Origin of the sequence: Corynebacterium sp. ACRPZ, from assembly GCF_022346205.1 — a bacterium.
Classification (GTDB): domain Bacteria; phylum Actinomycetota; class Actinomycetes; order Mycobacteriales; family Mycobacteriaceae; genus Corynebacterium; species Corynebacterium lehmanniae.
This window is the reverse complement of sequence record NZ_JAKRMR010000001.1, coordinates 177,895-199,945: the sequence shown is the minus strand read 5'-3', so window position 1 is coordinate 199,945 and position 22,051 is coordinate 177,895. Positions and strand designations below refer to the sequence as shown.

Sequence of the window (22,051 nt, the reverse complement as noted above, 5' to 3'; positions counted from 1 at the left end):
TTGTTGCGTGTGGGCTAACTGGGCCATGGTATGCCTCGCGGTTGATATGTGCAGAGGCACGAGTCCGCGTCGCCGCGCCCACCGCGCTAGACTCTCCGCCGGAAAAATTCACGAACGCGTTTGGGAGGTCCACGGTTGCACCACTTCAGCCCGCTGTTTGAGATGGGCCCTGCGCGGCGCGACCACATCCCGGCGTTCCGCGTCGCGCTCGGCGTTGCGGCCGCGATGTTTACCCTGCTTGCGCTCGGCCGGCTGGACCTTGCTATCTACGCGAATTTCGGCGCGTTCACCGGGGTCTACGGGCGCCACGCCACACGCCAGGTGCGGCTGAAGCATCACATCCTCGCGGGTTCCGCCTTAACGCTGTCGGTTACTCTCGGCGCGACGATTGCGTGGTTGGATTTGAGTCCCTGGCTGCTCATCGCCGCCACCGCCCTGGTGTCCTCGGCGTGGGCGACGGTGGCGCTGGCGAACGACATGAAGCCGACCGGTTCCGTGTTCGTGGTGTTTTCTGTCGCCGCGGTCGGCTCCCTCAACAACCCGGTCCACCCGGCGCTCGCCTTCGCCATCGCCGGTAGCGCAGCGTTGTTGTGCGTTGCGCTGGGGCAGCTGTCCCACCTCATCGGCGAGGGCCCGGGCGGCGACGCGAAGGAAACCGAGCACCCCTCCCGCGCCCCCGACGCGGGCCGTGTTCCCTGGCGGCGCCTGCGCGTCGAGGCGCGCCGCTTCTTTTTCGCCCCGCTGCTCGCCGGCGTGCTGGGCCTGATTTCCGTGACGATCTTCGACCCGCTATCGCATTCCTACTGGGCGATGGTCGCCGCGGTTGCGCCGCTGGTGAACTCCCGGTTCAAGGTGCAGTACTACCGGGCGATCGAGCGCGTGCTGGGCACCCTGACCGGCATCGCGGCCGCCGGTTTCCTGCTGTCACACCCGATGCAGGGCTGGCAGATCGTCGTGTGGATTGTAATTTTGCAGTACCTCACCGAGATGTACGTGACCCGCAACTACACCATCGCGGCGACGTTTATCACCCCGACGGCGCTGCTCATGATTCAGGTCGTCGACGCCGCCCCCGTCGCGCCGATGCTGCTCGCCCGTACCGCGGAAACTGTCATCGGTGCGATCGCGGCGCTTGTCATCATCGCGGTGGGCTACGTGCGCAAGTACCCCACCGTGGTTTTGCCGGGACGGTAGCGCACTTGCTTCACGACGGCGCTCCGCCCCACCCCGCGGCCCTACCTTCCGTCGCCAGTAGTGATGTTCCAGGCGAGCCCGAACTTGTCCTCGACGACACCGAAGTGCGCGCCCCACGGCGCCTGTGCGAACGGCATGGTGACCTTGCCGCCGCCGCGGGTGAGCTTCTCGATGAGCTGCTCGCCCTCCTCCGGCGACTCCACCTCAGCGGTGAAGCCGAAGACCCCACGGTCCAGCGTGCTGGAGTTGTTCTGCAGGTCGTCGCCGCCGCCGAACGTGAACGGTCCGGTCAGGGTGCCGTGCGCGACGGCGTCGCGAGGCGGGTCGAACGGGAACTGCGCACCGCGGTCGAGCTGCTCGCCGTAGGTAATGATGTCGAGCTTGCCGCCGAACACCTCGTGGTAAAGCTCAAGCGCCTCACGGGCGTTGCCGGGGAAAGAAACGTAAAGCGATGTCTTCATGCGCGCCAGTGTAAGCGGAGGCGTGGGCGTCGAGAAGCTTCCCTTCGTTGCGCTACCCGGTCATTTGCACATCTGCTTTGCGACAGGCTCCGCCCGGGCATCACCACGGCCTTAGAATCGACTCATGGACACGCACGGTCAAGAACTGCCTTTCATCCTTCATAATGGTGGCATCGTGTTCTTTGAGAACGAGAATTCATTGAATTCGACGGCGGATGCTCTACACGAAGCTGGTCTGACCGAAGGACAATCGCGTCCTATATCTCCAGAAACGGTGCACCGCGCCGCCGTTCTCTTTCAAGGTGGGTCCCAGCTCAATTTGGAGTCGGGAAGATACCTCAAGCTCACTCAAGAGTCCTATGACTTTCTACAAAAACACGGCGTGCGTAACCCTATTTCCGGAACAATTCGCAGAAGCGACATCGGCGAGCTACGAAACTCCAGTCAGTTCGTGAAGAACCTTGCATTCGAGGCTGGAAGCCGTGCACCCGCCGTGCTCTCTAACGCGGCTGGGATCGTCGCCCAGGCTGCGATTGAACACTCATTGACTGAAATCAAGGGGTACCTCCGTGATCACACCGAGAAACTGGACAGGCTGCTCAACCAGCAACGGAACGAATCGTTAAGTCGACTCGACGGATACCAACGTCGTCTCTGCAAAGAGGAAAGTTTTTTCGTTGCGAATAAACGCCTCAGTCAAACGGGCTGGGATGGCATAGCCTCTATTGGTGGCGAATTGGAGGGGATTTTTGAGCAGTCGATTCGCGAAATGAACGATGCAGTTAATCAACTAAGTAAAGCGGAAGGTAACGCCAAGAAACTACAGAATTTAATTCAATCTTTGAGAGAGGCAGCAGCCGATAGGCTCGCCATCCTCGCGCACGCGCTTCAGTTACTTGACACCTACGACCGACTTTCCGTAGTCCGCGTAGTCGATCACGAGCCGGAAGTTGCAGTCAGCTTTACAACCCACTTGCTCAATGCCCGAGAAAATCGGCTTACAAAAGTCTCCGAGCAGCTTCGCGAGATTCAAGAGGCGATTCGGAGCTCCGTCTCATTCTCCAACTCATCCTCGGTGTTGCACGCACCAAGAAACAACGAAATCATCAGAGATGCTAACGCGACAATCGCTCAAATCGAATACTTCCTTCGTGCGTTGGGGCAGTACTCCGCAGATTCCTCGACCGTACAGCCGGTTGGTCGCTGGGCCTCAATTAAATCGTTGAGTCAGGCAAAACTTGCAGAGATCAACGAACACCCCGAGACTTTAACGACAGTCGGGCAGTTAGCCACAACTTTGGCCTTAGCATGGTGGAAGTCCCGATAGTGCTCATCGGGGTCGGCTCCTGCTGATAGCTTCTCAGTTCCAGCGAAAATGTAGGGTGGGCGGCATGAAGGACCTGACCATCGCTCCCGGACCGGGGATCCCCGGCGGCGTGGTCATCGCCGCCGCCGACCTGACGGAGCGGTTCGCTAAATCGTCGGGCCCGGGCGGACAGGGCGTCAACACCACCGACAGCAAGGTGCAGCTCTCCCTCGATGTCGCCGCGTGCGCATCGCTTACCGACGCCCAACGCCGCCGCGCCCTCACCAACCTCGGGCACCGCCTGGACGGCACCGTCCTCACCGTGGCCGCATCGAACCAACGCTCGCAGGTCCGCAACCGCGCCGAGGCGCGCGAGCGTTTGGCTGCCCTGTTGCGCGAGGCGCTCGCCCCGCCGCCTCCCCCGCGGCGCAAGACGAAGCCGACCAGGGGCTCGGTGCGGCGCCGTCGAGAAGCGAAGATGCGTCGCTCGGAGTTGAAGTCCACGAGGAAGCGTCCTCAGATTCCCTAGAGCTGTCGCCATCGACCACAAGCGCCCTGGGCCAGTAGGCTTCGGCGCATGGAACAGACTTACACATGGCACCACGTAGACAACCCCTCAATCCAGAACGAGGCCCGAGTGCAGCTTCACCGAACTGGCTTGACGGCTAGCGGTACCCAGGTCGGGGAAGGGTACGAAGCCACCTGGGAACTGAGTACTGTAGAGAACTGGGTAACCCAAAACGTGGAGGTCAACGTCGTGGGCGACGGTTGGGAGCGCCACCTTGAGCTCACACGGACCAAAGATGGCGAGTGGACATCGACTACTAAAGAATCGGGTACCCAGCCGAACGGTCTCCCATCCCCTGGCATTGTGCAACCAGCTGATCTTGAAACTGCACTGAACTGTGATCTCGGACTATGCCCATTGACAAACACGATGCCCATCCGGCGCCTCGGGTTGCTCGAAGAAGATGTCTCCAAGACTCCGCTCATCATGGCCTGGATTGATATGCCTTCCCTCCAGGTGATCGCCTCGGATCAGTACTACAGTTCAATCGACTCACACAAAGTTCGCTACGCAAGCGGAACACGAGGAGTCGATGTAGAGCTCGAAGTCGACGAAGATGGGGTTGTCGTCTACTACCCCGACATGGCTCGACGCATTTAGAGTCGCTGACCTGCTACGCCGAGGCAGCCTGGAACGGCTGAATCCGTTCGATTTCCGCCAGGATTTTGTCTTCTGCCACATCCAAGTCGTACTGAGCCTGTAACCCGAGCCAGAACTGGGGGCTCATCCCGAAAAACTTCGCCAAACGAAGGGCAGTGTCAGCAGTAATAGCGCGCTTGCCGTGAACAATTTCGTTGATGCGGCGGGGCGGAACGCCGATGGAGACCGCGAGCTTGTGCTGGGTGATCTCCATTTCCTTGAGAAAGTCCTCCATAAGGATCTCACCCGGATGAACCGGAGGGAGCTTGTCAGTGGTAGTCAACGATCTCAACCTCCTCTGGCCCCGCGGCGGACCACCGAAAACAGATCCGCCACTGGTCGTTGATTCGAATGCTGAACTGACCCCGCCGGTCACCTTTCAACGCCTCGAGCCGGTTCCCCGGGGGAATCCGTAACTCATCAAGCGTCTGCGCGTACCCAAGCTGGCGAAGCTTGCGCAGCGCTACTGAGTGAATGCGGGAATCGATCGAGCGAACCCGCTCTCGATTCCACAGACGCTCAGTGTCCTTGTCAGCGAACGACTGGATCATGTCTCACCCTATCCCCCATAACGCGAAGCGTCAATAACGCGCAACGTTAAGTTTGTGCTCACCCGAATGCAAATGCACAGCCACTTTACGCAACCACACCGTCGCAAGCCCCGCATTACGGTGACTTCCGTGAAGACAATAAACGTGAAGCCGATCAGTGAAGATCAAGTTGATGCTTGGGTCGCCGAAGCCGAAAAAGGCTACGACATCGAGTTCTTACGCTCTCGCGGGAGTGACCCTCGCGATTCAAAACGCTCCACTACGCCGGAAGGCTGAGTCCCCGCCCGGCCACCAAGCTGCGCTTTCTAAGCCCCGCCCCCATAATGATGCTCATGAGCGACCCGAACCTCACTATCCGGCAAATTACCTTCGACTGCCACGATCCATCTAGGCTCGCCGAGTTCTGGTCGGCCGCAACCGGCTGCAAAATCGCCGCGGATTACGGCGATTTCGTGATGGTTGATTCCACCCCGGCGCTGGGATTTCAGCGCGTTGAGGAACCGACGCGCGGCAAAAACCGCATGCACATCGACGTTGGCGGGGCGAAACGCGAAACCTTAGTGGAGCGCCTCAAAGGCTTGGGCGCTACTACACTAGACACCCACGAGGCGCCAGGACGCGTATGGACCGTGATGCAGGATCCGGAAGGCAACGAGTTCTGCGTGGGCGGCCCCGAGGCCTAGCTTCACGTTGAACTTAAATTCGACGGAGTGTCGTCGATAAATAACCATTTGATGCGCGCGTGCGGAATTAACAACGAAATACCGCTAAAACAGACAACATATGGGGTGCACAGAAACACATATAAGTTCTGCGGAAAACCTATAGGGTGCGTCGCTAAAAACCGCTGTGCGCGAAAAACATAAAGGGTTTACGGACCCGGTCCCAGACCCCTCAATACTCTGAGCCGGAAGAATGGAAAGTGGAAGGTTGATGTATCCCCACTATTTATTTTTTCCGTTTTTCGGAGTACATCGGGAGCTACAACTGCGGACCAGCTCTGTGTGAACTAGATGAGAAGGCGCAGCAGCGAATCATCGACGCTGGACAGTTGGTGCTGCGGGCACGCGAGCGGCACCCCCAGCGGTCACTCGCGGAGCACTACAACCCGTTATCGATGGACCCAATTCTGCTCAAGGCTCACAACAACTTGGACCGGGAAGTCGATAAGGCTTTCGATGTGGCACGCAAACTCACCAACGAGCGCCAGCGCCAGGAGCTACTGTTCGCCAGCTACGGGGAGTTGGCGAGGGGCTATGTCTCCTCGCTTTCATCAAAATCGAAACCACCAGCAGGGTCGTTCCCCGTGCGGGTGATTTTGATCGGTCCCGCTGCTGGGTGTAGAACCCTGTCGCTGGCAACGCCGGGAACTATGACTGTGCCCGACGAGAACACGTCACTGCCATAACGCGGCTCACGGTAGACGAACATGGGTCGTTCACTACTACTGGTGGATTTCGGTTTTGGTGGTGGGGGGGATTACCGCCGCCGGCCTCGATTTTTCCGTTGAGGAGGGCGTTGACTACTTCCCGATTGTGAAATGGGCCGATGGCGCGGTGAAGAGGAACCAGTCACCTGGAAGAGATCGATCCAGTCGCTGGTGTGCAATCTGGGAGGTAGGGTTGCGGGGTCGATTCCTCGCGAGCGCAACCATGATTGTGTCTCTGAACGTGATGAAAACAACCCTGCCCTTCGGAGAATTTCCCCTATCCCGCGTCCCCGGGCGGTGAAAACGGTGTGCACCATCGCCTGAAAGGCTTTGCGTTGCTCTATCGGGATCTTCGGGTCACCCACCCGGCGGATCACTAAGATCCCCCCGTCAACGTTTGGCTGTGGCCGGAAAGCAAACCTTGGTACTCGGGAACCAAGGTGAAACGTGAACCATGGGGACCACTGAGCTGTCATCATCGTGCTTGCACCTACCCCGGCCCGGCGGCGAGCGACTTCCCACTGCATGAGGAGTACAGCGTCAGTCCATGCCGGCGCATGCAACAACTTTCGAAGAATGGCAGTGGTGAGGTGAAAGGGAATGTTTCCCACAATGACGCAGGGAGTGGCGGGTAACGGGAAGTTGAGGAAATCATCATGGACCACTTCGACCGACGCCGAGGCGGTCTTTTTTGTGAGTTTGGCAGCTAGTTTTGCGTCTACCTCAACTGCCGTTATTGCCCTCCCCAAGTGGGATATCGGGTGGGTGAGGGCACCGCTTCCTGGCCCGATCTCAATGATGGGGCCGGAGGTTTGTTTTACAAGATCGACGATGGAGTTGATGATCTTGTGGTCTGTGAGAAAATTTTGGCCATGTTCGTGACGGCCGTATCCGTATGTAGACATCAGGTGTGCTCCGTGGAGTTGAAACGGAGCCGGGCATGGCAAATGGCCGCCCGGCTAAAGGACCGGAGCGGTTTCTAACCTGCGGGAGGGAGAAAACCGCCTTAGCGGCTGGTGAGCGGCCGCATGAAAACGGAACCTGAAATCAACATGGGCCTATCGTATCCAATTAATTTCGCAGGGTCCAATACGGTGAGAAAGAAGACAACCGCACCGCAACAGTGCAAGACCTCTCTGGATTGGAATTTGTCCTACCTTCGGCTCGTCGTACAGACGCCACTGGCGTATTTTGTCTCTGGGCAACGAGGGGGAGTTACCCCCACCTCCGGATGTTTTTAAGGTGCACCCCTTATTACGCTGTGGTGCGGGAGTAGTTTTGTCCGACTGATCGGACTACCCACCGACGTGGGGCGGGTAGTTCGAGGTCCCAGCAGATGATCGCGTCGATTTCGCCGCGTTCAAAGGATGCCACCATGGCGTCGTAGTCGGGGCGAGCCACATTCTTCTTTGACGCGGAAATGGACTGATCGACTTAGTTATGTCCTATGTCCAACGTCCAAGCCACGCTGCTTTGCAATGGCTTCACAGTCCTGACGCTGCCGGTCGATGGTGAGGCCATCCACGTCAGCGTCTCGCGAGATACGAAGGTAAATAGGAGCGCGTGTTGCCAAACGCTTTTAATAAGGCCCTTAGCTAACATTGAACTTAAAACCCGACCACTTCGACATCAGTCGCCAAGAAGTCTTCCGGTGGTGCATGCGCTACAACACCCGCAGACGGCACTCCTGGTGCAACTTTCTAGCCCCCAATGACTTCGAAGCACTCACATCAGCTACGCTGGCCCAAGCAGCATAGCTAACCCCCGACGTGTCTACTTTCCGGGGGTCAGGCCCGTGCTCGACAACCCCAGCGGACTCAACGCCCACGCCAGCGTCGCGGACCATGCGGCCGGGTACCGGAAGGTGGCCAAGGCCGCGGGCATCGCGATTTAATCCCGCGCAGAGCCGGAGACTGTGACCTGGCGATCATTGATGCGCAAGGTGCTGTCAGCGGCAGCAATAACTGCGGCATCGTGCGTGGCGGCCAGAACGAGTGCGCCCCCGTCCGCAGCTCGCCGCAGGAGCGCGATAACTTGGTCGCGGTTAGTGGGGTCGAGGGAGGCGGTCGGCTCGTCAGCGAACACATAAGCCGCGCCGCGGAGCAGGGCTCGGGCGATCGCCAGCCGCTGCTGCTCGCCTCCGCTGAGAATAGCTGCCGGCCCGTCGAAGGGGACATCAAGACCGACTTCGCCGAGGGAGTGCAGCAATTCTTCTTTGGAGTATTGCTTCCTGGATAGTCCGAGGGTGAGGTTATCTTCGCAGCTTAGTTCGGGAATGATTCCGTGGTCTTGGTGGATTATCGCTGCGCGTTCTCGCCAGAATCTCCGCCTCCGCTTCATCCTCCACGCGGAGGCATTCTCACCGTCTATCCGGAGGAGGCCGTCCGCCGGCGGCAGGAGCCCGGCCAAGGTGTTGAGCAGCAAAGTCTTTCCGGAACCGCTGGCTCCACAGATGGCGACAAAGCCTGGCCCGGGTAGGGAAAACGTTGCATTTTCCACGAGGGACTTCTTCACCATCCGCGTGCTGCGCCCCACAGAAAAAGTCGACTCCGCGGCGAGACAGAGATGAGAGGTGGAAATCTCCGGCGGCAGAGTGGGGGACTGATTGGGGCTAGCCAATGACATTGTGACTCCTAGGGGAGGCGGACATGTGCTGAGAAATACTGAGACGGGCAAAACCGAGGTAGACGATTAAGACAAGGCAGCTTAGCGCGGTGAAGGTGTAGAGGAACGGGTTGGGAAACAGTAGCGGAGCCAGGACGGACAATATGACGACAACTGTCAGGCTGACCAGTTGGCTTTTGAATAGTCGCCACATCGTTTTGTCCGGTGATTGCCCAGCGCTGTGGAGGAGTACCAGGAGGCGACGGTGAACTCGGAGCTGGATGCGCGCCTGGACTATCAAGGCCGCAAGCGTGGCGAGCAAAGCTCCGAGGACGCTCAGGATATTCAGCCAGAACAGCGCCGTGCTGGCTACTAGTTCGGCCAGACCGCGATCGGCCGCGCGTACCGGGTACACGTAGCCTTCGAGGCCGGCAGCGGTAAGTTCTGGACCCAGTTCCGAGAAATCCGCGAAGAGCAAATTTTCACTCGAAGCTGTGGAGCTTAGGAAGTCTGCGTCGAAGCCGGATAGATCGTCCGTTTCAAGCACGTAAAAACAATCGCCGGGAACCAGTTCCCCCGACATTGTTCCACTAATGAATCCGACCGCATGATCGGCACTGACCGGACCAATTTGCGCAGACTTAAGGAGCAGGTCGCCGGATTCCTGAGCCCACAGATCCACGGAAGCTGCGAAATGCTCTTGGGCTGCGGAATAGTCGACCGAGTGGTTGTCGTCTCCGGGACGGAACTGATAATCCTGCAGATCGTGCCATTGGCGGTTAGCAAGTGCCACGGGGCAGGAGTCCGGCACACCGGTACCTTCTTTCGGCAAAGTATGGCTGAGGACAGCCCCGTGCTCCCGTTCCCAGCTGAGCGCGAAGTCGCGGAAGTTCTGCTGCACACTGGGCGGCAAGAGCTCGCCTCCTTCCGCGCGGCCAGCAGGGCCGTCGAAGTTGGCTGAAAAATGCAAGGCTCCAAACTCCGCGAGAGATTTCCAGGTCTGCTGGGCCTCGGATTCCTGCTGGTAGGAGCGGAGCGCAGCCGCTGAGCTAAGACCCGCTGCTACAAAGGTCACGCAGGTAAAGACCGAAATTACTTTCAGCGCTTTTCCCGCCGCCTTCTCTGCGGGGGCACGCTGCCCCAGCAGCGCTACTGCGCGGCGCAACAATGGGGCGGTGACGGCTACGGCCAAACCGGTGGTGGCCAGGGCCAAGCCTATCCCGGCGGCGTAGAACCTGAGGAACAGGAAGGCAAAAGAATAGCTTCCTTGGCGGGCGAGGAATGTACTCGCAAGGCCAATGAGAACTAGGTGTGGGAGGATGACAAAGGCCCATTGCCGCCAATTGCCTTTTTGACTGCGGTGCCCGCCATTTATTGTGCGCAGCGCTGCCAATCTAAGACCGGAAACCCGAAGAACAAATACCAGGGCAAAAAGGGAAACGACAAATAGAAACAGGATCGCCACCAACGCGGGCAGGCGGAATACGACCGATTGGATGAGGTGAAGGAACTGCGTCTTTTCGCTTAGCCTGAGCCCGTCATTCCTGGCCGATTCGTAGAAGTGGTTCGCATTGCCACCCGTTGCTTTGGGAACCAAGACGTAGTCACCGTGGTAATCCAGCGACCCAAGCTCACTGGACGCTTGGCTCAAGGCATCCGGCCGGTTGAGCCGGGGAATGCGTTCCGGTGCTGGATAATCTTGCTCCAGCGGGATGAAAACCTCGTGGGAAGTCCCGCTTGCGTCATCGGTGCCAGTCAGCCGGTAGATGGAGTAGCCGTTCTGCTCGGCCAATGAAACCAGTGAGTTACGGATTACCGTCGGTGCGTAGTCTGACTCAAGTTCCTCCGCGAGTGAAGTCTTAGGCTCGACGTAGTCAAGACTAAAGGTTGATTCGACCCCTAAGGACAAGGGCTTGGTGGAGTCAACCAGGGCTGTCAGCAGCCACCCAGTAGTCGCGATGACTGCAGCAAGAAGTAGGCTCAAAAGCCCAAGTACTAGGGGTCGAATGCGCATGAGTTCTAGCAGAAGTTGTAGTAGTAGCTGTCCTTAGTGCCCGGCAAATTCGTTGCCGAAAGCTCGGCGATCGACTTCTGGCCGCCGCGGGTGTTGATGCTTCGTTGCGTTCTGCCGTTGACGGTCACAGTCGAAGTATGGCACCGATTCACGGTGAAATAAGAACGCGCCTTAGCGTTCCAGAATCCGTCGATCTCGCCGCGCTCAAAGGACGCCACCATCGCGTCGTAGTCGGGACGGTCCACGTCCTTCTTTGATGCAGAGATCGATTGATCGACGTAGGTATGCACGACGTCCCAGCCGCGTTGCTCGGCGAGGGCTTCGCAGTCCTGACGCTGCCGGTCGATGGCGAGGCCGTCCATGGCAGCATCTAACGAGATACGGAGGTAAATAGCAGCGCGTGTAGTCATACGCTATTCATAGCGTATTTAGGTTACATTGAAACGAAACTCCACCACGTCGCCGTCAGCCATAACGTAGTCCTTACCTTCCTGGCGGACCTTGCCGGCGGCGCGGGCATCGGCCATGGAGCCGGCCGCGTCCAGGTCGTCGAAGCCGACGATCTCGGCCTTGATGAAGCCCTTTTCAAAGTCGGAGTGGATCACGCCGGCGGCCTTCGGGGCGGTGTCGCCCTTGCGGATCGTCCACGCGCGGGCCTCCTTCGGGCCGGCGGTGAGGTAGGTCTGCAGGCCGAGGGTGTCGAAGCCGGCCTTCGCCAGGGTCTGCAGGCCCGGTTCGTCTTGGCCGACGGCGGCGAGGAGCTCGGCGGCGTCTTCGTCGTCAAGCTCCAAAAGCTCGGTCTCGGTCTGGGCGTCCAGGAAGACGGCCTCGGCGGGGGCGACCAGGTCGCGCAGCTCCTGCTTGCGCGCGTCGTCGGTGAGCACGTCCTCGTCGGAGTTGAACACGTAGAGGAACGGCTTCGCGGTCATCAGGTGCAGGTGGTGCAGCAGCGCCAGGTCCACTTCCCCACCCTTGGAGGCGGCGAAGAGGGTGCGGCCGTCTTCGAGCACGGCCTGCGCCTTCTTGGCTTCCTCGGCCTGGGCGGCGACGTCTTTGTCCTTGCGGCCGTCCTTCTCCAGGCGCGGCAGGGCTTTTTCAATGGTCTGCAGGTCGGCGAGGATCAGCTCGGTGTTGATGACCTCGATGTCCGAAGACGGGTCAACCTTGCCGTCGACGTGGATGACGTTGTCGTTGGAAAACGCGCGCACGACCTGGCAGATCGCGTCCGCCTCGCGGATGTTGGCCAGAAACGCGTTGCCCATGCCTTCGCCTTCGGAGGCGCCCTTGACAATGCCGGCGATGTCCACGAAGGACACGGTGGCGGGCAGCACGCGCTCCGAGTCGAAGATCTCCGCCAGCCGGTCCAGGCGCGGATCCGGCAGCTCCACCAGGCCGACGTTGGGCTCGATGGTGGCGAACGGGTAGTTCGCGGCAAGCACCTCGTTGCGCGTCAGGGCGTTAAACAGGGTGGACTTGCCAACGTTGGGCAGACCGACAATTCCAAGAGTAAGGCTCACGTCGCAACATCCTAGCGGAGGCTTGTGCGAGGTTCGGAGGGGGCCGTGAGGTGTGCCGTCGCAAAGCAAAATGCAATGGGGCACAATGGTGCGCGTGAGTGAACCGATCCAGACCCCCGTGCGCGACGACCGCGTGGACCGCAACGTTGTGTTCAACGACTGGATCGCTTCCGCGGCGAAGTTCACGCTGCGCATCCTGGTCATCGCCGTGTTTTTGTACGCGGTGGGCCAGCTCATCGGCGCGTTTTGGGCGGGCATTTTGCCGGTCGTGCTCGCGCTCATCGTGTGCACCGTGCTCGCCCCCGTCGCAGCTGCTTTACGACGACACAAGGTCCCCGCCGGCCTGGCAGCCCTTTTGACGATGCTGCTGTTCTTCGGGGTGCTGGCGTTTATCGGCATGCTCATCGCCCCGGACATCGTGGGGCAGTCCCGCCTGCTGTACATCCAGGCCCTCGAGGGCATCCAGCGCCTGCAGCTGTGGGCGCAGGGCCCGCCGCTGAACCTGGATCCGGAGAACCTCAACGAGGGCGTCGACGAGATCACCCAGTGGATCCAGAACCAGGCGGGCGCGATCGCCGGCGGGGTGTTCTCCGGCATCAACACCGCGGCCGGGCTGTCGGTGACGCTGATGGTGCTGGTCGTGCTCACCTTCTTCTTCCTCAAGGACGGGCACCGCTTCCTGCCGTGGCTGCGCTCCGCCACCGGCGGCCGCACCGGCCTGTACCTGACGGAGCTGCTCACCCGCGCTTGGAACACCCTGTCCGGGTTCATCCGCGCGCAGGCGGTGTGCTCGCTGGTGGACGCGATCGTCATCGGCACCGGCATCGCCATTGTGGGCGTGCCGATGGCGTTCACGCTCGCGCTGATCACGTTTGTGGCGGGCTTCATCCCGATCGTCGGCGCAGTGGTGGCAGGCGCGTTGGCGGTGCTGATCGCGCTGGTCACCCTCGGGTTCACGAAGGCGTTGATCGTGCTGGCGATCGTGCTGGCCACCCAGCAGCTGGAGGGCAACGTGCTCTCCCCCATGCTGCAGTCGCGCGCGATGAACCTGCACCCGGTGATCGTGCTGGTCTCGGTGACCGTCGGCGGCGCGCTGTTCGGCCTTGTCGGCGGTTTCCTCGCGGTGCCGGCTGCGGCGATGGTCGCGGTGGTGTACCGCTACCTGCTGGAGGTACTGCGCATCAACGCCGGCGAGCTGGGCGCAGATGACATCGAATTCACCACCGACGAGGGCCGGGTCATCGCGGAGATCGTCGAGGCAGAGTCCGTGCACAAACGCCAGGAGTGGCGCGGCGAGCGCGAATGGGTCAACGCCCCCGTCGCCGACGAGGAGGCCGACGAGAAGACCGAGCGCTTCGGCACCTCCAGCCTGCGGAAGCTGCGCGACAGCGGCCTCGAGCGGTTGCGTGGGTGGCAGTCGGGCGACAGCAGCAAAGACACCCCAAGCGAACATATGAGCGAACCCGAACGCTAGCGTGTCTGGCAGGTGTGGTTGACTGCCAGCTATGTCGACCGCCACCGTGCTCTTGCTCCTCGCCACCGGCCTGCTCGCGGGCTTCATCGCCGGCGTGTTCACCGGCGCCGCCTGGATGCGCCGCTCCACCCCGCAACAGCCCCCGCAGGACCTACGCCCCGTCGCCCGCGCGCTGAAGGACATGCGCGAACAGCTCGACGAGATGGACAAGCAGCAGGCGGTCTCCGCATCCTCGCTTGCGGGCCAGGTGCAGGCGATCGGGCGCACGTCGGCACGCCTGGGCGACCGCACCGACCAGCTCATCACCGCCCTGCGCTCCCCGCAGACCCGCGGCCGCTGGGGCGAAATCCAGCTCGAGCGGGTAGTTGAGCTCGGCGGCATGCTCGAGCACGTCGATTTTGACACCCAGGAGCACATGCTTATCGACGGCTCACGCGTCCGCCCCGACATGATCATCCGCCTCACTCAGGGCCGAAACATCGTCGTCGACGCGAAAGTGCCGTTCCAGGCGTATTTAGATGCGCTGGGCACCGAGGACCCGGAGGAGCGCCAGGCGTTCATGCGCCGCCACGCCCACCTGGTGCGCGCGCACGTGGACACCTTGTCGGCGAAGTCCTACATCGAGGCGTTCCAGCCCACCCCGGAGTTCGTTGTGCTGTTCGTGCCGGCGGACCCGTTCCTGGACGCCGCGCTGTCCATCGACCCTGAGCTGCTGGACTACGCGTTCGCCCGCGACGTGGTCATCGCCACTCCCACCACCCTGTTCGCGCTGCTGCGCACCGTGGCGCTGGGGTGGCGGCAAGAATCGCTCAACGACGCCGCGAAGGAAATCCAGCGCCTCGGCAGGCAGCTGCACCAGCGCCTTGCCACCATGGCGGAGCATTACAACCGTGTCGGCTCCTCGCTGGATAAGGCGGTGGAGGCGTACAACGCCACGCTGGCGTCGATGGATTCGCGCGTGATGGTCACCGCACGCAAGCTGGAAGAGGCGCAGGTGCCGTCGCGGCGCGGCGAGGCCCCGGCGTTGAAACCGGTTTCAACGCGTGCCCGGCACGCTGCCGAGGACACCGGGGAGTAGAATCGTCTGGCGTGTCGCATGTCTCTCACCGGAACTCAACCTCCCCGTCCGCAACGTTTCACGGGTTGCCCACGGGGTCCGGCATTGGCATCATCTTCGCCGCGCTGTTCACTGGCGTGCTGATTTCGCTGTCCACCGGGGTGATCGGCTGGCCGTTTCTGGCTCTCTACGCCGTCGCCGTGATTGTGGTGGCCACCCTGGTCAACCCGCGGGGGTTGTTCCTCACCGTGGCTAGCGCGCCGATCCTGTTCGTTGTGGCCGTGGTGATCGCCGGCTGGGTGATGTCACGCAACCAGATTGCTGCCGGCGGCGCTTCCGGCAAAGCTGCGCTACTGCTGGTGTTCTACCCGGTCACCGAGCTATTCCCCGTGCTGTTCGCCGTCACGCTGGGCTCGATCATCATTGCGGTTGTGCGCATCCGCTTGATCAAGCGCCACAACGAGCAGCTGCTGCGCCGCGAGACCGCCGAACGCACCCGAATCAACCGCAGCAACCGCCGCACGAATTCTGAGGGTCGCCGCGCCCGCGAGCGCGCCAAGGCGGTGTCCGTGGACGAGCTTCTGCGCCGCGCCGATTCGGAGCGCAGCGCGAAGCGGGCACAAACACCGGCACAGAAAAAGTCCCCGCGATCCGGCTCCACCTCGATTGCGGACCGGCTCGGCGAGGACCTTTACAAGAGCTAGCGCTTTCCCCTTGCGCTTTACCCCTGCGCCACCGCCGGAGTCTCACGGCGCGGCAGGCGCAGATCGCGCGGCAGGGAGAACGTGATGGTCTCCACGGTGGTAGTGACTTCCTCCGCGTCCGCGTAGCCGCGGCGGGCGAGCTCCTCCACCAGCTCCTTGACCAGGATCTCCGGCACAGACGCGCCCGAGGTCACGCCGACGGTGGAAACGCCGTCGAACCACTCGTCTTTGACCTGGGAGGCGTAGTCCACCAGGTGCGACTCCTTCGCGCCTGCCTCCAGCGCCACCTCGACCAGACGGCGGGAGTTCGAGGAATTCTGGGAGCCGACCACGATGACCAGCTCGCAGCGCGGGGCGATCTCCTTGACCGCGGCCTGGCGGTTTTGGGTGGCGTAGCAGATGTCGTCGCTCGGGGGGTTTTCCAGGTTCGGGTATCGCTCGTGCAGCTTGTCCACGATGAGCATGGTCTCGTCCACCGAGAGCGTGGTTTGAGACAGCCACACCAGCTTCTGGTCGTCTGGGAAGTCTGGCAGGCGGTCCACGCCGTCCACTCCGTCGACAAGATGCGTAATCTCCGGAGCCTCACCGGCGGTGCCCTCGACCTCCTCGTGGCCCTCGTGGCCGACAAGCAGGATGTGGTAGCCGTCGCGGGCGAAGCGCTTGGCCTCGTTGTGCACCTTGGTCACCAGCGGGCAGGAAGCGTCGAGGGTGAGCAGGTTGCGGTCCTTGGCGGAGTCGCGCACCGCCGGCGAGACGCCGTGGGCGGAGAACACCAGGTGGGCGCCTTCGGGCACCTCGTCTGTCTCGTCGACGAAGATCACGCCGCGTTCCTGCAGCGTTTCCACGACGTACTTGTTGTGCACGATCTCTTTGCGCACGTAGACGGGCGCGCCGTACTTCTCCAGGGCCTTTTCTACGGTCTCCACTGCGCGGTCGACACCAGCGCAGTAGCCGCGGGGGGATGCGAGGAGGACTTTTTTACCCTGATCTGTCATGGAACCAACCCTAACTAATCAACGTCAAAAACAATAGGCGGGCGGTGTCGGCTCGCCGGGTAACGTGGCATCCGTCTAATGGAAAGGAGCATGCGGTGGCAGATTCGAAGAGCTCGCCGGAGTCGCCGTGGTCGGTGTCCAAGCTCAACACGTCGGTGAGGGGCTGGATTGAGCGCCTCGGCTGGCTGTGGATCGAGGGCCAGCTCACCCAGGTCAACACAAAGCCAACGTGGCGGTATTCCTACCTCACGCTTCGCGACACCCAGGAGCAGGCCAGCGTCCAGCTCACCGCGGAGACTTCGCTGCTCACGGGCATGCAGGTGCCGCTCAACGACGGCGACCGGGTCGTCGTGCTGGGGAAACCGTCCTTTTTTACGGGCCGCGGCACCTTCTCCATGCGCGTGACCGAGATCAGGCACGTCGGCGCGGGCGAACTGCTGGCGCGCATCGAGGCGCTACGCAAGCAGCTCGCTTCCGAGGGCCTGTTCGACCCCGCACGCAAGAAGCCGCTGCCCTACCTGCCCAGGAAGGTCGGTTTGATCACCGGCCGCGGCTCCGCGGCCGAGCGCGACGTGCACTCCGTGGCACAGGGCCGTTGGCCGCAGGTGCGCTTCGAAACCATCAACACCCCGGTCCAGGGACCGACCACCGTACCTGCGGTGATCGAGGCGCTCGGGGCCCTCGATGCGGACCCCGAGGTGGACGTGATCATCGTCGCCCGCGGCGGCGGGTCTGTGGAGGATCTGCTGCCGTTTTCGGAGGAGGCGCTGCAGCGTGCCGTCGCTAAGCTTGGCACTCCTGTGATCTCCGCGATCGGCCACGAGCCGGACAACCCGGTGCTGGACAACGTCGCGGACGTGCGCGCAGCCACCCCGACCGATGCGGCCAAGCGCGCGGTCCCCGACGTGGCGCAGGAGCGATTGCTTATCGACGAAGCACGTGCCCGCATGGCCGCCGCCCTGCGCGGATGGGTCCAACGCGAACGCGACGGGCTCGCCTCGGTGCGCACGCGCCCCGCGCTCGCTGACCCGATGATGGCCATCAACCGCCGCCGCGAAGAGATCGAGCGCGCCACCGCCCTGATCCGCCGCGACGTGAGCCACCTGCTGCAGCGCGAAACGCAGCACGTGCGGGGCTTGCGCGCCCAGGTCTCCGCCTTGGGCCCCTCGGCGACGCTTGCCCGCGGCTACGCCGTGGTGCAGGTGCTGCCGCGCGACGGCTCAGAGCCCGAAGTTGTCACCTCCATCGACCAATCCCCGCCCGGATCGCAGCTGCGCATCCGCGTCGGCGACGGCTCCATTACCGCCGCCTCCATGTCCACCACGCAAGCAGATTAGGAACACAAAACATGACTGAGAACTCTTTCGGCACTGGCCAGGCCAACGACAACGCGCTGCCGGATCCCGCCACCTTGAGCTACGAGCAGGCCCGCGACGAGCTCATTGAGACCGTCAAGATCCTCGAACTGGGGCAAATGAGCCTGGACGAGTCACTGAAATACTGGGAGCGCGGCGAGGCGCTGGCGAAGCGGTGCGAGGTGCTCCTCGACGGCGCCTCCCAACGCGTCGAGGAAGCGATCAGTTCCCGTCAGCAGCCTGAATCGGAGCAGTAGCCAGCGCGGTCGAGATCAGCTCCTCGAACTCGCGCGCCTCGCCAGCGCCGGTGAGCACGAGCCGGGCATCGCCCGCGTCGACGACCCACAGGTCGCGCACGTCCTTCTCGTCCGAGGTGTAGACCTCGACGCTGCGGCCTTCGATGGTTTCGGTGCGGTCCAGAGTGCGCGGCTTCGCATCCGCGCCTTCCGCCGCTTCCTCCGCGTCTGCGCCGGTCTGGGTGAGCTGGATGAAGCCGCGGTCCGGGGTGACCCAGCCGACCGTCGGCGCCGGCTGGCCGCCCAGCATGGTGCGGCGCGCGGAGTTGGTGACCCAGCCTTCCGGCATCTCCGGGTAGCGCACAGCGAAGTCCACGCCGCGCGCCTCCAGGTCGAGGAAGGTCTTCGCGTCGACCTCCTGGACCGGCCCCTGCTCGGGCGTGCCGGGGTTAAACGAGCACAGCCCGGTCGCGCCGACGGCGACGACCATCAGCACGATGATGAGCACGGAGTTGATCGCGATGTCTCGTCCGTCCTGGAAGATGCGGGGTTTTTTGTTGCTAGCCACGCCGATCAGTATGGCATGCTCCCCCGCTTCCCCCTTAAAGGTGGGAAGAACGGGCACTAACGCGGATAGAAGTGCCACAATAGAGGGGTCTTTTTGTGATTCATGCTTAGGAAGGCCTCCCCATGACCGAACAGTCCGAACTTTTCCCTGACCGTAACCTCGCGATGGAGCTGGTGCGCGTCACCGAGGCCGCCGCACTCGCCTCCGGCCGCTGGGTGGGCCGCGGCCAGAAGAACGAGGGCGACGGCGCGGCCGTGAACGCGATGCGCAAGATGATCAACTCCGTGGAGATGGACGGCGTGATCGTCATCGGCGAGGGCGAGAAGGACGAGGCCCCGATGCTGTTCAACGGCGAGCAGGTGGGCACCGGCCACGGCGCCGCTGTGGACATCGCCGTGGACCCGGTCGACGGCACCCGCCTGATGGCCGAGGGCCGCCCGAACGCGATCTCCGTCATTGCGGCCGCCGACCGCGGCTCCATGTTCAACCCGCAGGACGCCTTCTACATGAACAAGATCGCTGTAGGCCCGGAGGCGGTCGGCGCGATCGACATCACGAAGTCGACGGCCGAGAACATCCAGGCAGTCGCGGAGGCGAAGGGCGTGCGCCCCGCCGACATCACGGTGGTCGTGCTCGATCGTCCGCGCCACAAGCAGCTTGTCAGCGACATCCGTGCCGCCGGCGCCAAAGTCCGCTTCATCATGGACGGCGACGTCGCCGGCGCCATCGCCGCGGCGCAGCCCGACAACGGCATCGACATCGCGATGGGTATCGGTGGCACCCCGGAGGGCGTCGTCACGGCGTGCGCCCTGAAGTGCCTGGGCGGCGAGATCCAGGGCATGCTCGCCCCGCAGGACGACGAGGAGCGCGAAAAGGTCCTCGCCGCCGGCCACGACCTGGATCGCGTGCTGGGCATCAACGACCTGGTCACCTCCGACAACTGCTACTTCGCCGCCACCGGCGTCACCAACGGCGACATGCTGCAGGGCGTGACCTACCGCAAGTCGGGTGCCACCACCCGTTCGCTGGTGATGCGCTCGAAGTCCGGCACCGTGCGCTTCGTGGAGTCCCAGCACCAGCTGGCGAAGCTGCAGGACTACTCCGTGGTGGACTACGCCGAGCCGGAGAACTAAAACGCAGGCTAAAGCAGCGCGCCAATCACCGCCGCGCTGGCCAGCAGGTTATTCACCACGTGCACAATGACGCTGGACGTGATGTTGCCATGGAAGCGCGCCACAAGCGCCAGGCCAATGCCGGAGAAGAAGGTGAACACCATCGCCGGCGGCGCGATGTGGGCCACCCCGAAAATCGCTGAGGTGACCACCACACTCGCAGCCGCCGGCATGAGCGTGTCGAAGTAGTTCATCAGCACGCGGCGGAACACGATCTCCTCGATGAACGGCCCGATGAGCAGGTAGCCCGCCAGCAGCAGCAACACCGGTGCGGCGCTATCCAAGTCTCTGGCGAGGGTCTCGCTGGCGGAGTCGCCTCCGGGCTCGAGCCCGATAAGCGGCGCGACAACCGAGGTCGCTGCCGCCGAGCCGATCACCACCGCTGGGGCCTGCCACAACAGGTGCCAGCCTCGGTGCCCGAGCCTCGAGAATCCGAGCTCGAGCCCGCGGCGCCGCATGTAGCGCACCAGCAGCACGGTCGGCACCGCGAGCGCGATCAACACGGCAGCTGGCAGCACCGTCAGCGCCACTGTCCGGGACACACCAGCGCGCACCAAGATCAGCCCCTGCCCGATGAGCAGAACGTCCATGGACGCCATCGCGGCGGCCGCGACCAACGCGTCCCTCAAAGTGGGGGTCTTCATGGCCTGCGGTTCGGGCATTTCGTCTCCTCGCTATGTCCGGTTGGTGCATAATCGTGCAGTGGAAAGGCACGCGCGCACTCTACCGTGCGCGGCGTGCACGCGACAGAAGTAAAGGACAATCATGGCTGATCAGGAATACCGCATCGAACATGACACGATGGGCGAGGTCAAGGTGCCGAAGGACGCGCTCTGGCGCGCCCAGACCCAGCGCGCCGTGGAGAACTTCCCCATCTCCGGCCGCGGCCTGGAGTCCCAGCAGATCCGCGCGCTCGGCCTGCTCAAGGCCGCGTGTGCGCAGGTGAACAAGGATCTGGGCAACCTCGACGCTGAGAAGGCGGACGCCATCATCGCTGCCGCGAAGGAGATCGCCGACGGCAAGCACGACGATCAGTTCCCCATCGATGTGTTCCAGACCGGCTCCGGCACTTCGTCCAACATGAACACCAACGAGGTCATCGCCTCCATTGCGAAGGCCAACGGCGTTGAGGTTCACCCCAACGACCACGTCAACATGGGCCAGTCTTCCAACGACACCTTCCCCACCGCCACCCACGTCGCCGCGACCGAGGCGGCGGCCAGCGACCTGATCCCGGCGCTGAAGGTGCTGCAGGAATCCCTGGAGAAGAAGGCCAAGGAGTGGCACGAGGTGGTCAAGTCCGGCCGCACCCACCTCATGGACGCCACCCCGGTGACCCTGGGCCAGGAGTTCTCCGGCTACGCCCACCAGATCGAACTCGGCGTCGCACGCGTCGAGGCCACCCTGGAGCGCCTGGGCGAGCTCGCCATCGGCGGCACCGCGGTGGGCACCGGCATCAACACCCCGGCAGAGTTCGGCGGCAAAGTCACCGAGGAGTTGAAGAAGCTCACCGGCGTCGAGCAGCTCTCCGAGGCGAAGAACCACTTCGAGGCGCAGGCCAACCGCGACGGCTTGGTCGAGTTCTCCGGCGCGATGCGCACCGTGGCCGTGTCCCTGTACAAGATCGCCAACGACATCCGCCTGATGGGCTCCGGCCCGCTGGCCGGCTTCGCGGAGATCCACCTGCCGGACCTGCAGCCGGGTTCCTCCATCATGCCGGGCAAGGTCAACCCGGTCCTGTGCGAGACCGCAACGCAGGTCTCCGCGCAGGTCATCGGCAACGACGCGGCTGTCGCATTCGGCGGCACCCAGGGCCAGTTCGAGCTCAACGTGTTCATCCCGATGATGGCGCGCAACGTGCTCGAGTCCTCCCGCCTGCTCGCGAACACGGCCCGCCAGTTCGCCACCAAGCTTGTCGACGGCATCGAGCCGAACGAAGAGCGGATGCGCACGCTGGCCGAGTCCTCCCCGTCGATCGTGACCCCGCTGAACTCCGCGATTGGCTACGAAAACGCCGCGAAGATTGCCAAGCACGCGGTCAAGGAGGGCATCACCATCCGCCAGGCCACCATCGATCTCGGCTTCGTGGACGGCGAGAAGCTCACCGAGGAGGAGCTGGACAAGCGCCTCAACGTGCTGTCCATGGCCAACACTGACCGAAACTAGGCTGCAAACAGCACCTAGCTAGAATCAGCCCCCAGCACATC

At 62.6% G+C, this 22,051-nt stretch carries 24 protein-coding genes and 1 pseudogene; 14 read left to right on the top strand and 11 right to left on the bottom strand.

Annotated features, from left to right (window positions below):
• Window positions 1–135 precede the first annotated feature (135 nt).
• The gene (locus MHX64_RS01030) at window positions 136–1,194 is read left to right on the top strand and encodes an FUSC family protein (RefSeq protein WP_181888128.1); all 1,059 of its coding nucleotides are present in this window, start codon (window positions 136–138) and stop codon (window positions 1,192–1,194) included.
• Between the two features lie 41 nt (window positions 1,195–1,235).
• Here MHX64_RS01030 and MHX64_RS01025 read toward each other — a convergent pair whose 3' ends face one another.
• The gene (locus MHX64_RS01025) at window positions 1,236–1,655 is read right to left on the bottom strand and encodes a VOC family protein (protein WP_239355565.1); all 420 of its coding nucleotides are present in this window, start codon (window positions 1,653–1,655) and stop codon (window positions 1,236–1,238) included.
• A 124-nt stretch (window positions 1,656–1,779) separates the two neighbouring features.
• Here MHX64_RS01025 and MHX64_RS01020 point away from each other — a divergent pair, with 124 nt between their 5' ends.
• From MHX64_RS01020 to MHX64_RS01010, 3 genes are all read left to right on the top strand, one after another.
• Window positions 1,780–2,982: a hypothetical protein gene (locus MHX64_RS01020; protein WP_239355566.1), complete on the top strand. Its 1,203-nt coding sequence runs from the start codon at window positions 1,780–1,782 to the stop codon at window positions 2,980–2,982.
• Window positions 2,983–3,046: 64 nt separating this feature from the next.
• Window positions 3,047–3,490 carry an alternative ribosome rescue aminoacyl-tRNA hydrolase ArfB gene (gene arfB, locus MHX64_RS01015; RefSeq protein WP_239355567.1) on the top strand — a complete coding sequence of 148 codons (444 nt, stop codon included), beginning with the start codon at window positions 3,047–3,049 and terminating at the stop codon, window positions 3,488–3,490.
• A 48-nt stretch (window positions 3,491–3,538) separates the two neighbouring features.
• Window positions 3,539–4,129, top strand: a complete 591-nt coding sequence (locus tag MHX64_RS01010; protein ID WP_239355568.1) for a putative glycolipid-binding domain-containing protein — start codon at window positions 3,539–3,541, stop codon at window positions 4,127–4,129.
• Window positions 4,130–4,142: 13 nt separating this feature from the next.
• Here MHX64_RS01010 and MHX64_RS01005 read toward each other — a convergent pair whose 3' ends face one another.
• Together MHX64_RS01005 and MHX64_RS01000 are read right to left on the bottom strand one after the other, a co-directional pair.
• Entirely contained in the window at window positions 4,143–4,403 is a 261-nt protein-coding gene (locus MHX64_RS01005; protein ID WP_239355712.1) for a HigA family addiction module antitoxin, read from the bottom strand.
• 34 nt (window positions 4,404–4,437) lie between these two features.
• Window positions 4,438–4,719: a type II toxin-antitoxin system RelE/ParE family toxin gene (locus MHX64_RS01000; RefSeq protein WP_005290974.1), complete on the bottom strand. Its 282-nt coding sequence runs from the start codon at window positions 4,717–4,719 to the stop codon at window positions 4,438–4,440.
• A 332-nt stretch (window positions 4,720–5,051) separates the two neighbouring features.
• On the opposite strand from MHX64_RS01000, the gene MHX64_RS00995 reads away from it, so the two are divergent.
• Together MHX64_RS00995 and MHX64_RS00990 are read left to right on the top strand one after the other, a co-directional pair.
• Window positions 5,052–5,402, top strand: coding sequence for a VOC family protein (locus MHX64_RS00995; RefSeq protein ID WP_239355569.1), 351 nt, complete (start codon window positions 5,052–5,054; stop codon window positions 5,400–5,402).
• Between the two features lie 371 nt (window positions 5,403–5,773).
• Window positions 5,774–6,127, top strand: a complete 354-nt coding sequence (locus MHX64_RS00990; RefSeq protein ID WP_016423158.1) for a type IIL restriction-modification enzyme MmeI — start codon at window positions 5,774–5,776, stop codon at window positions 6,125–6,127.
• A 71-nt stretch (window positions 6,128–6,198) separates the two neighbouring features.
• Here MHX64_RS00990 and erm read toward each other — a convergent pair whose 3' ends face one another.
• The gene (gene erm / locus MHX64_RS00985) at window positions 6,199–7,053 is read right to left on the bottom strand and encodes a 23S ribosomal RNA methyltransferase Erm (RefSeq protein WP_049172293.1); all 855 of its coding nucleotides are present in this window, start codon (window positions 7,051–7,053) and stop codon (window positions 6,199–6,201) included.
• 729 nt (window positions 7,054–7,782) lie between these two features.
• Here erm and MHX64_RS00980 point away from each other — a divergent pair.
• Window positions 7,783–7,905: pseudogene (locus MHX64_RS00980) on the top strand (IS3 family transposase); the annotation flags it as partial.
• 133 nt (window positions 7,906–8,038) lie between these two features.
• Here the strand turns inward: MHX64_RS00980 and MHX64_RS00975 are convergent.
• The 4 genes from MHX64_RS00975 to ychF all read right to left on the bottom strand — a co-directional run bounded on the left by MHX64_RS00975 (window position 8,039) and on the right by ychF (window position 12,283).
• Window positions 8,039–8,773: an ATP-binding cassette domain-containing protein gene (locus MHX64_RS00975; RefSeq protein WP_016456434.1), complete on the bottom strand. Its 735-nt coding sequence runs from the start codon at window positions 8,771–8,773 to the stop codon at window positions 8,039–8,041.
• On the bottom strand, window positions 8,760–10,544 hold the full coding sequence (locus MHX64_RS00970; RefSeq protein WP_239355570.1) for a hypothetical protein: 1,785 nt from the start codon (window positions 10,542–10,544) through the stop codon (window positions 8,760–8,762). Before MHX64_RS00970 ends, MHX64_RS00975 begins: the two co-directional genes overlap by 14 nt.
• A 227-nt stretch (window positions 10,545–10,771) precedes the next feature.
• Window positions 10,772–11,176, bottom strand: coding sequence for a recombinase family protein (locus MHX64_RS00965; protein WP_074299875.1), 405 nt, complete (start codon window positions 11,174–11,176; stop codon window positions 10,772–10,774).
• Between the two features lie 18 nt (window positions 11,177–11,194).
• Entirely contained in the window at window positions 11,195–12,283 is a 1,089-nt protein-coding gene (gene ychF / locus MHX64_RS00960; RefSeq protein WP_239355571.1) for a redox-regulated ATPase YchF, read from the bottom strand.
• Between the two features lie 94 nt (window positions 12,284–12,377).
• Between ychF and MHX64_RS00955 the strand changes: the two genes are divergently transcribed.
• The 3 genes from MHX64_RS00955 to MHX64_RS00945 are packed head-to-tail and all read left to right on the top strand — an operon-like array spanning window position 12,378 to window position 15,518.
• A complete protein-coding gene (locus MHX64_RS00955) occupies window positions 12,378–13,757 on the top strand; it encodes an AI-2E family transporter (RefSeq protein WP_239355572.1) in 1,380 nt (459 codons plus the stop codon).
• Between the two features lie 31 nt (window positions 13,758–13,788).
• On the top strand, window positions 13,789–14,835 hold the full coding sequence (locus tag MHX64_RS00950) for a DNA recombination protein RmuC (protein ID WP_239355573.1): 1,047 nt from the start codon (window positions 13,789–13,791) through the stop codon (window positions 14,833–14,835).
• A gap of 11 nt (window positions 14,836–14,846) precedes the next feature.
• A complete protein-coding gene (locus MHX64_RS00945) occupies window positions 14,847–15,518 on the top strand; it encodes a DUF6542 domain-containing protein (protein WP_239355574.1) in 672 nt (223 codons plus the stop codon).
• A gap of 17 nt (window positions 15,519–15,535) precedes the next feature.
• Here MHX64_RS00945 and MHX64_RS00940 read toward each other — a convergent pair whose 3' ends face one another.
• The gene (locus MHX64_RS00940; protein ID WP_239355575.1) at window positions 15,536–16,513 is read right to left on the bottom strand and encodes a 4-hydroxy-3-methylbut-2-enyl diphosphate reductase; all 978 of its coding nucleotides are present in this window, start codon (window positions 16,511–16,513) and stop codon (window positions 15,536–15,538) included.
• A gap of 95 nt (window positions 16,514–16,608) precedes the next feature.
• Here MHX64_RS00940 and xseA point away from each other — a divergent pair, with 95 nt between their 5' ends.
• Window positions 16,609–17,850: an exodeoxyribonuclease VII large subunit gene (gene xseA, locus MHX64_RS00935; RefSeq protein WP_239355576.1), complete on the top strand. Its 1,242-nt coding sequence runs from the start codon at window positions 16,609–16,611 to the stop codon at window positions 17,848–17,850.
• Between the two features lie 11 nt (window positions 17,851–17,861).
• Complete coding sequence (locus MHX64_RS00930) at window positions 17,862–18,125, top strand: exodeoxyribonuclease VII small subunit (RefSeq protein WP_239355577.1); 264 nt, start codon at window positions 17,862–17,864, stop codon at window positions 18,123–18,125.
• On the opposite strand, the gene MHX64_RS00925 is transcribed toward MHX64_RS00930, so the two are convergent.
• Window positions 18,091–18,672: a DUF4245 domain-containing protein gene (locus tag MHX64_RS00925; protein ID WP_239355578.1), complete on the bottom strand. Its 582-nt coding sequence runs from the start codon at window positions 18,670–18,672 to the stop codon at window positions 18,091–18,093. The genes MHX64_RS00930 and MHX64_RS00925 overlap by 35 nt on opposite strands.
• Before the next feature lie 122 nt (window positions 18,673–18,794).
• On the opposite strand from MHX64_RS00925, the gene glpX reads away from it, so the two are divergent.
• Window positions 18,795–19,805, top strand: a complete 1,011-nt coding sequence (glpX, locus tag MHX64_RS00920) for a class II fructose-bisphosphatase (protein ID WP_239355579.1) — start codon at window positions 18,795–18,797, stop codon at window positions 19,803–19,805.
• A gap of 8 nt (window positions 19,806–19,813) precedes the next feature.
• Here the strand turns inward: glpX and MHX64_RS00915 are convergent, their stop codons facing one another.
• A complete protein-coding gene (locus tag MHX64_RS00915) occupies window positions 19,814–20,506 on the bottom strand; it encodes a CPBP family intramembrane glutamic endopeptidase (protein WP_239355580.1) in 693 nt (230 codons plus the stop codon).
• Window positions 20,507–20,609: 103 nt separating this feature from the next.
• Between MHX64_RS00915 and MHX64_RS00910 the strand changes: the two genes are divergently transcribed.
• Window positions 20,610–22,010, top strand: coding sequence for a class II fumarate hydratase (locus MHX64_RS00910; protein ID WP_239355581.1), 1,401 nt, complete (start codon window positions 20,610–20,612; stop codon window positions 22,008–22,010).
• The last annotated feature ends 41 nt before the right edge of the window (window positions 22,011–22,051 follow it).

What these genes read in the sequence shown, in the direction of transcription:
- MHX64_RS00950 (WP_239355573.1), top strand. Translation starts at nt 13,789, where the DNA reads ATGTCGACCGCCACCGTGCTCTTGCTCCTCGCCACCGGCCTGCTCGCG.
- MHX64_RS00930 (WP_239355577.1), top strand. Translation starts at nt 17,862, where the DNA reads ATGACTGAGAACTCTTTCGGCACTGGCCAGGCCAACGACAACGCGCTG.
- MHX64_RS01025 (WP_239355565.1), bottom strand. Translation starts at nt 1,655, where the DNA reads ATGAAGACATCGCTTTACGTTTCTTTCCCCGGCAACGCCCGTGAGGCG.
- MHX64_RS00915 (WP_239355580.1), bottom strand. Translation starts at nt 20,506, where the DNA reads ATGCCCGAACCGCAGGCCATGAAGACCCCCACTTTGAGGGACGCGTTG.
- MHX64_RS01005 (WP_239355712.1), bottom strand. Translation starts at nt 4,403, where the DNA reads ATGGAGGACTTTCTCAAGGAAATGGAGATCACCCAGCACAAGCTCGCG.
- MHX64_RS00965 (WP_074299875.1), bottom strand. Translation starts at nt 11,176, where the DNA reads ATGACTACACGCGCTGCTATTTACCTCCGTATCTCGTTAGATGCTGCC.
- MHX64_RS00995 (WP_239355569.1), top strand. Translation starts at nt 5,052, where the DNA reads ATGAGCGACCCGAACCTCACTATCCGGCAAATTACCTTCGACTGCCAC.
- MHX64_RS00940 (WP_239355575.1), bottom strand. Translation starts at nt 16,513, where the DNA reads ATGACAGATCAGGGTAAAAAAGTCCTCCTCGCATCCCCCCGCGGCTAC.
- MHX64_RS00975 (WP_016456434.1), bottom strand. Translation starts at nt 8,773, where the DNA reads ATGTCATTGGCTAGCCCCAATCAGTCCCCCACTCTGCCGCCGGAGATT.
- MHX64_RS01000 (WP_005290974.1), bottom strand. Translation starts at nt 4,719, where the DNA reads ATGATCCAGTCGTTCGCTGACAAGGACACTGAGCGTCTGTGGAATCGA.
- MHX64_RS01010 (WP_239355568.1), top strand. Translation starts at nt 3,539, where the DNA reads ATGGAACAGACTTACACATGGCACCACGTAGACAACCCCTCAATCCAG.
- MHX64_RS00910 (WP_239355581.1), top strand. Translation starts at nt 20,610, where the DNA reads ATGGCTGATCAGGAATACCGCATCGAACATGACACGATGGGCGAGGTC.
- arfB (WP_239355567.1), top strand. Translation starts at nt 3,047, where the DNA reads ATGAAGGACCTGACCATCGCTCCCGGACCGGGGATCCCCGGCGGCGTG.
- erm (WP_049172293.1), bottom strand. Translation starts at nt 7,053, where the DNA reads ATGTCTACATACGGATACGGCCGTCACGAACATGGCCAAAATTTTCTC.
- MHX64_RS01020 (WP_239355566.1), top strand. Translation starts at nt 1,780, where the DNA reads ATGGACACGCACGGTCAAGAACTGCCTTTCATCCTTCATAATGGTGGC.
- glpX (WP_239355579.1), top strand. Translation starts at nt 18,795, where the DNA reads ATGACCGAACAGTCCGAACTTTTCCCTGACCGTAACCTCGCGATGGAG.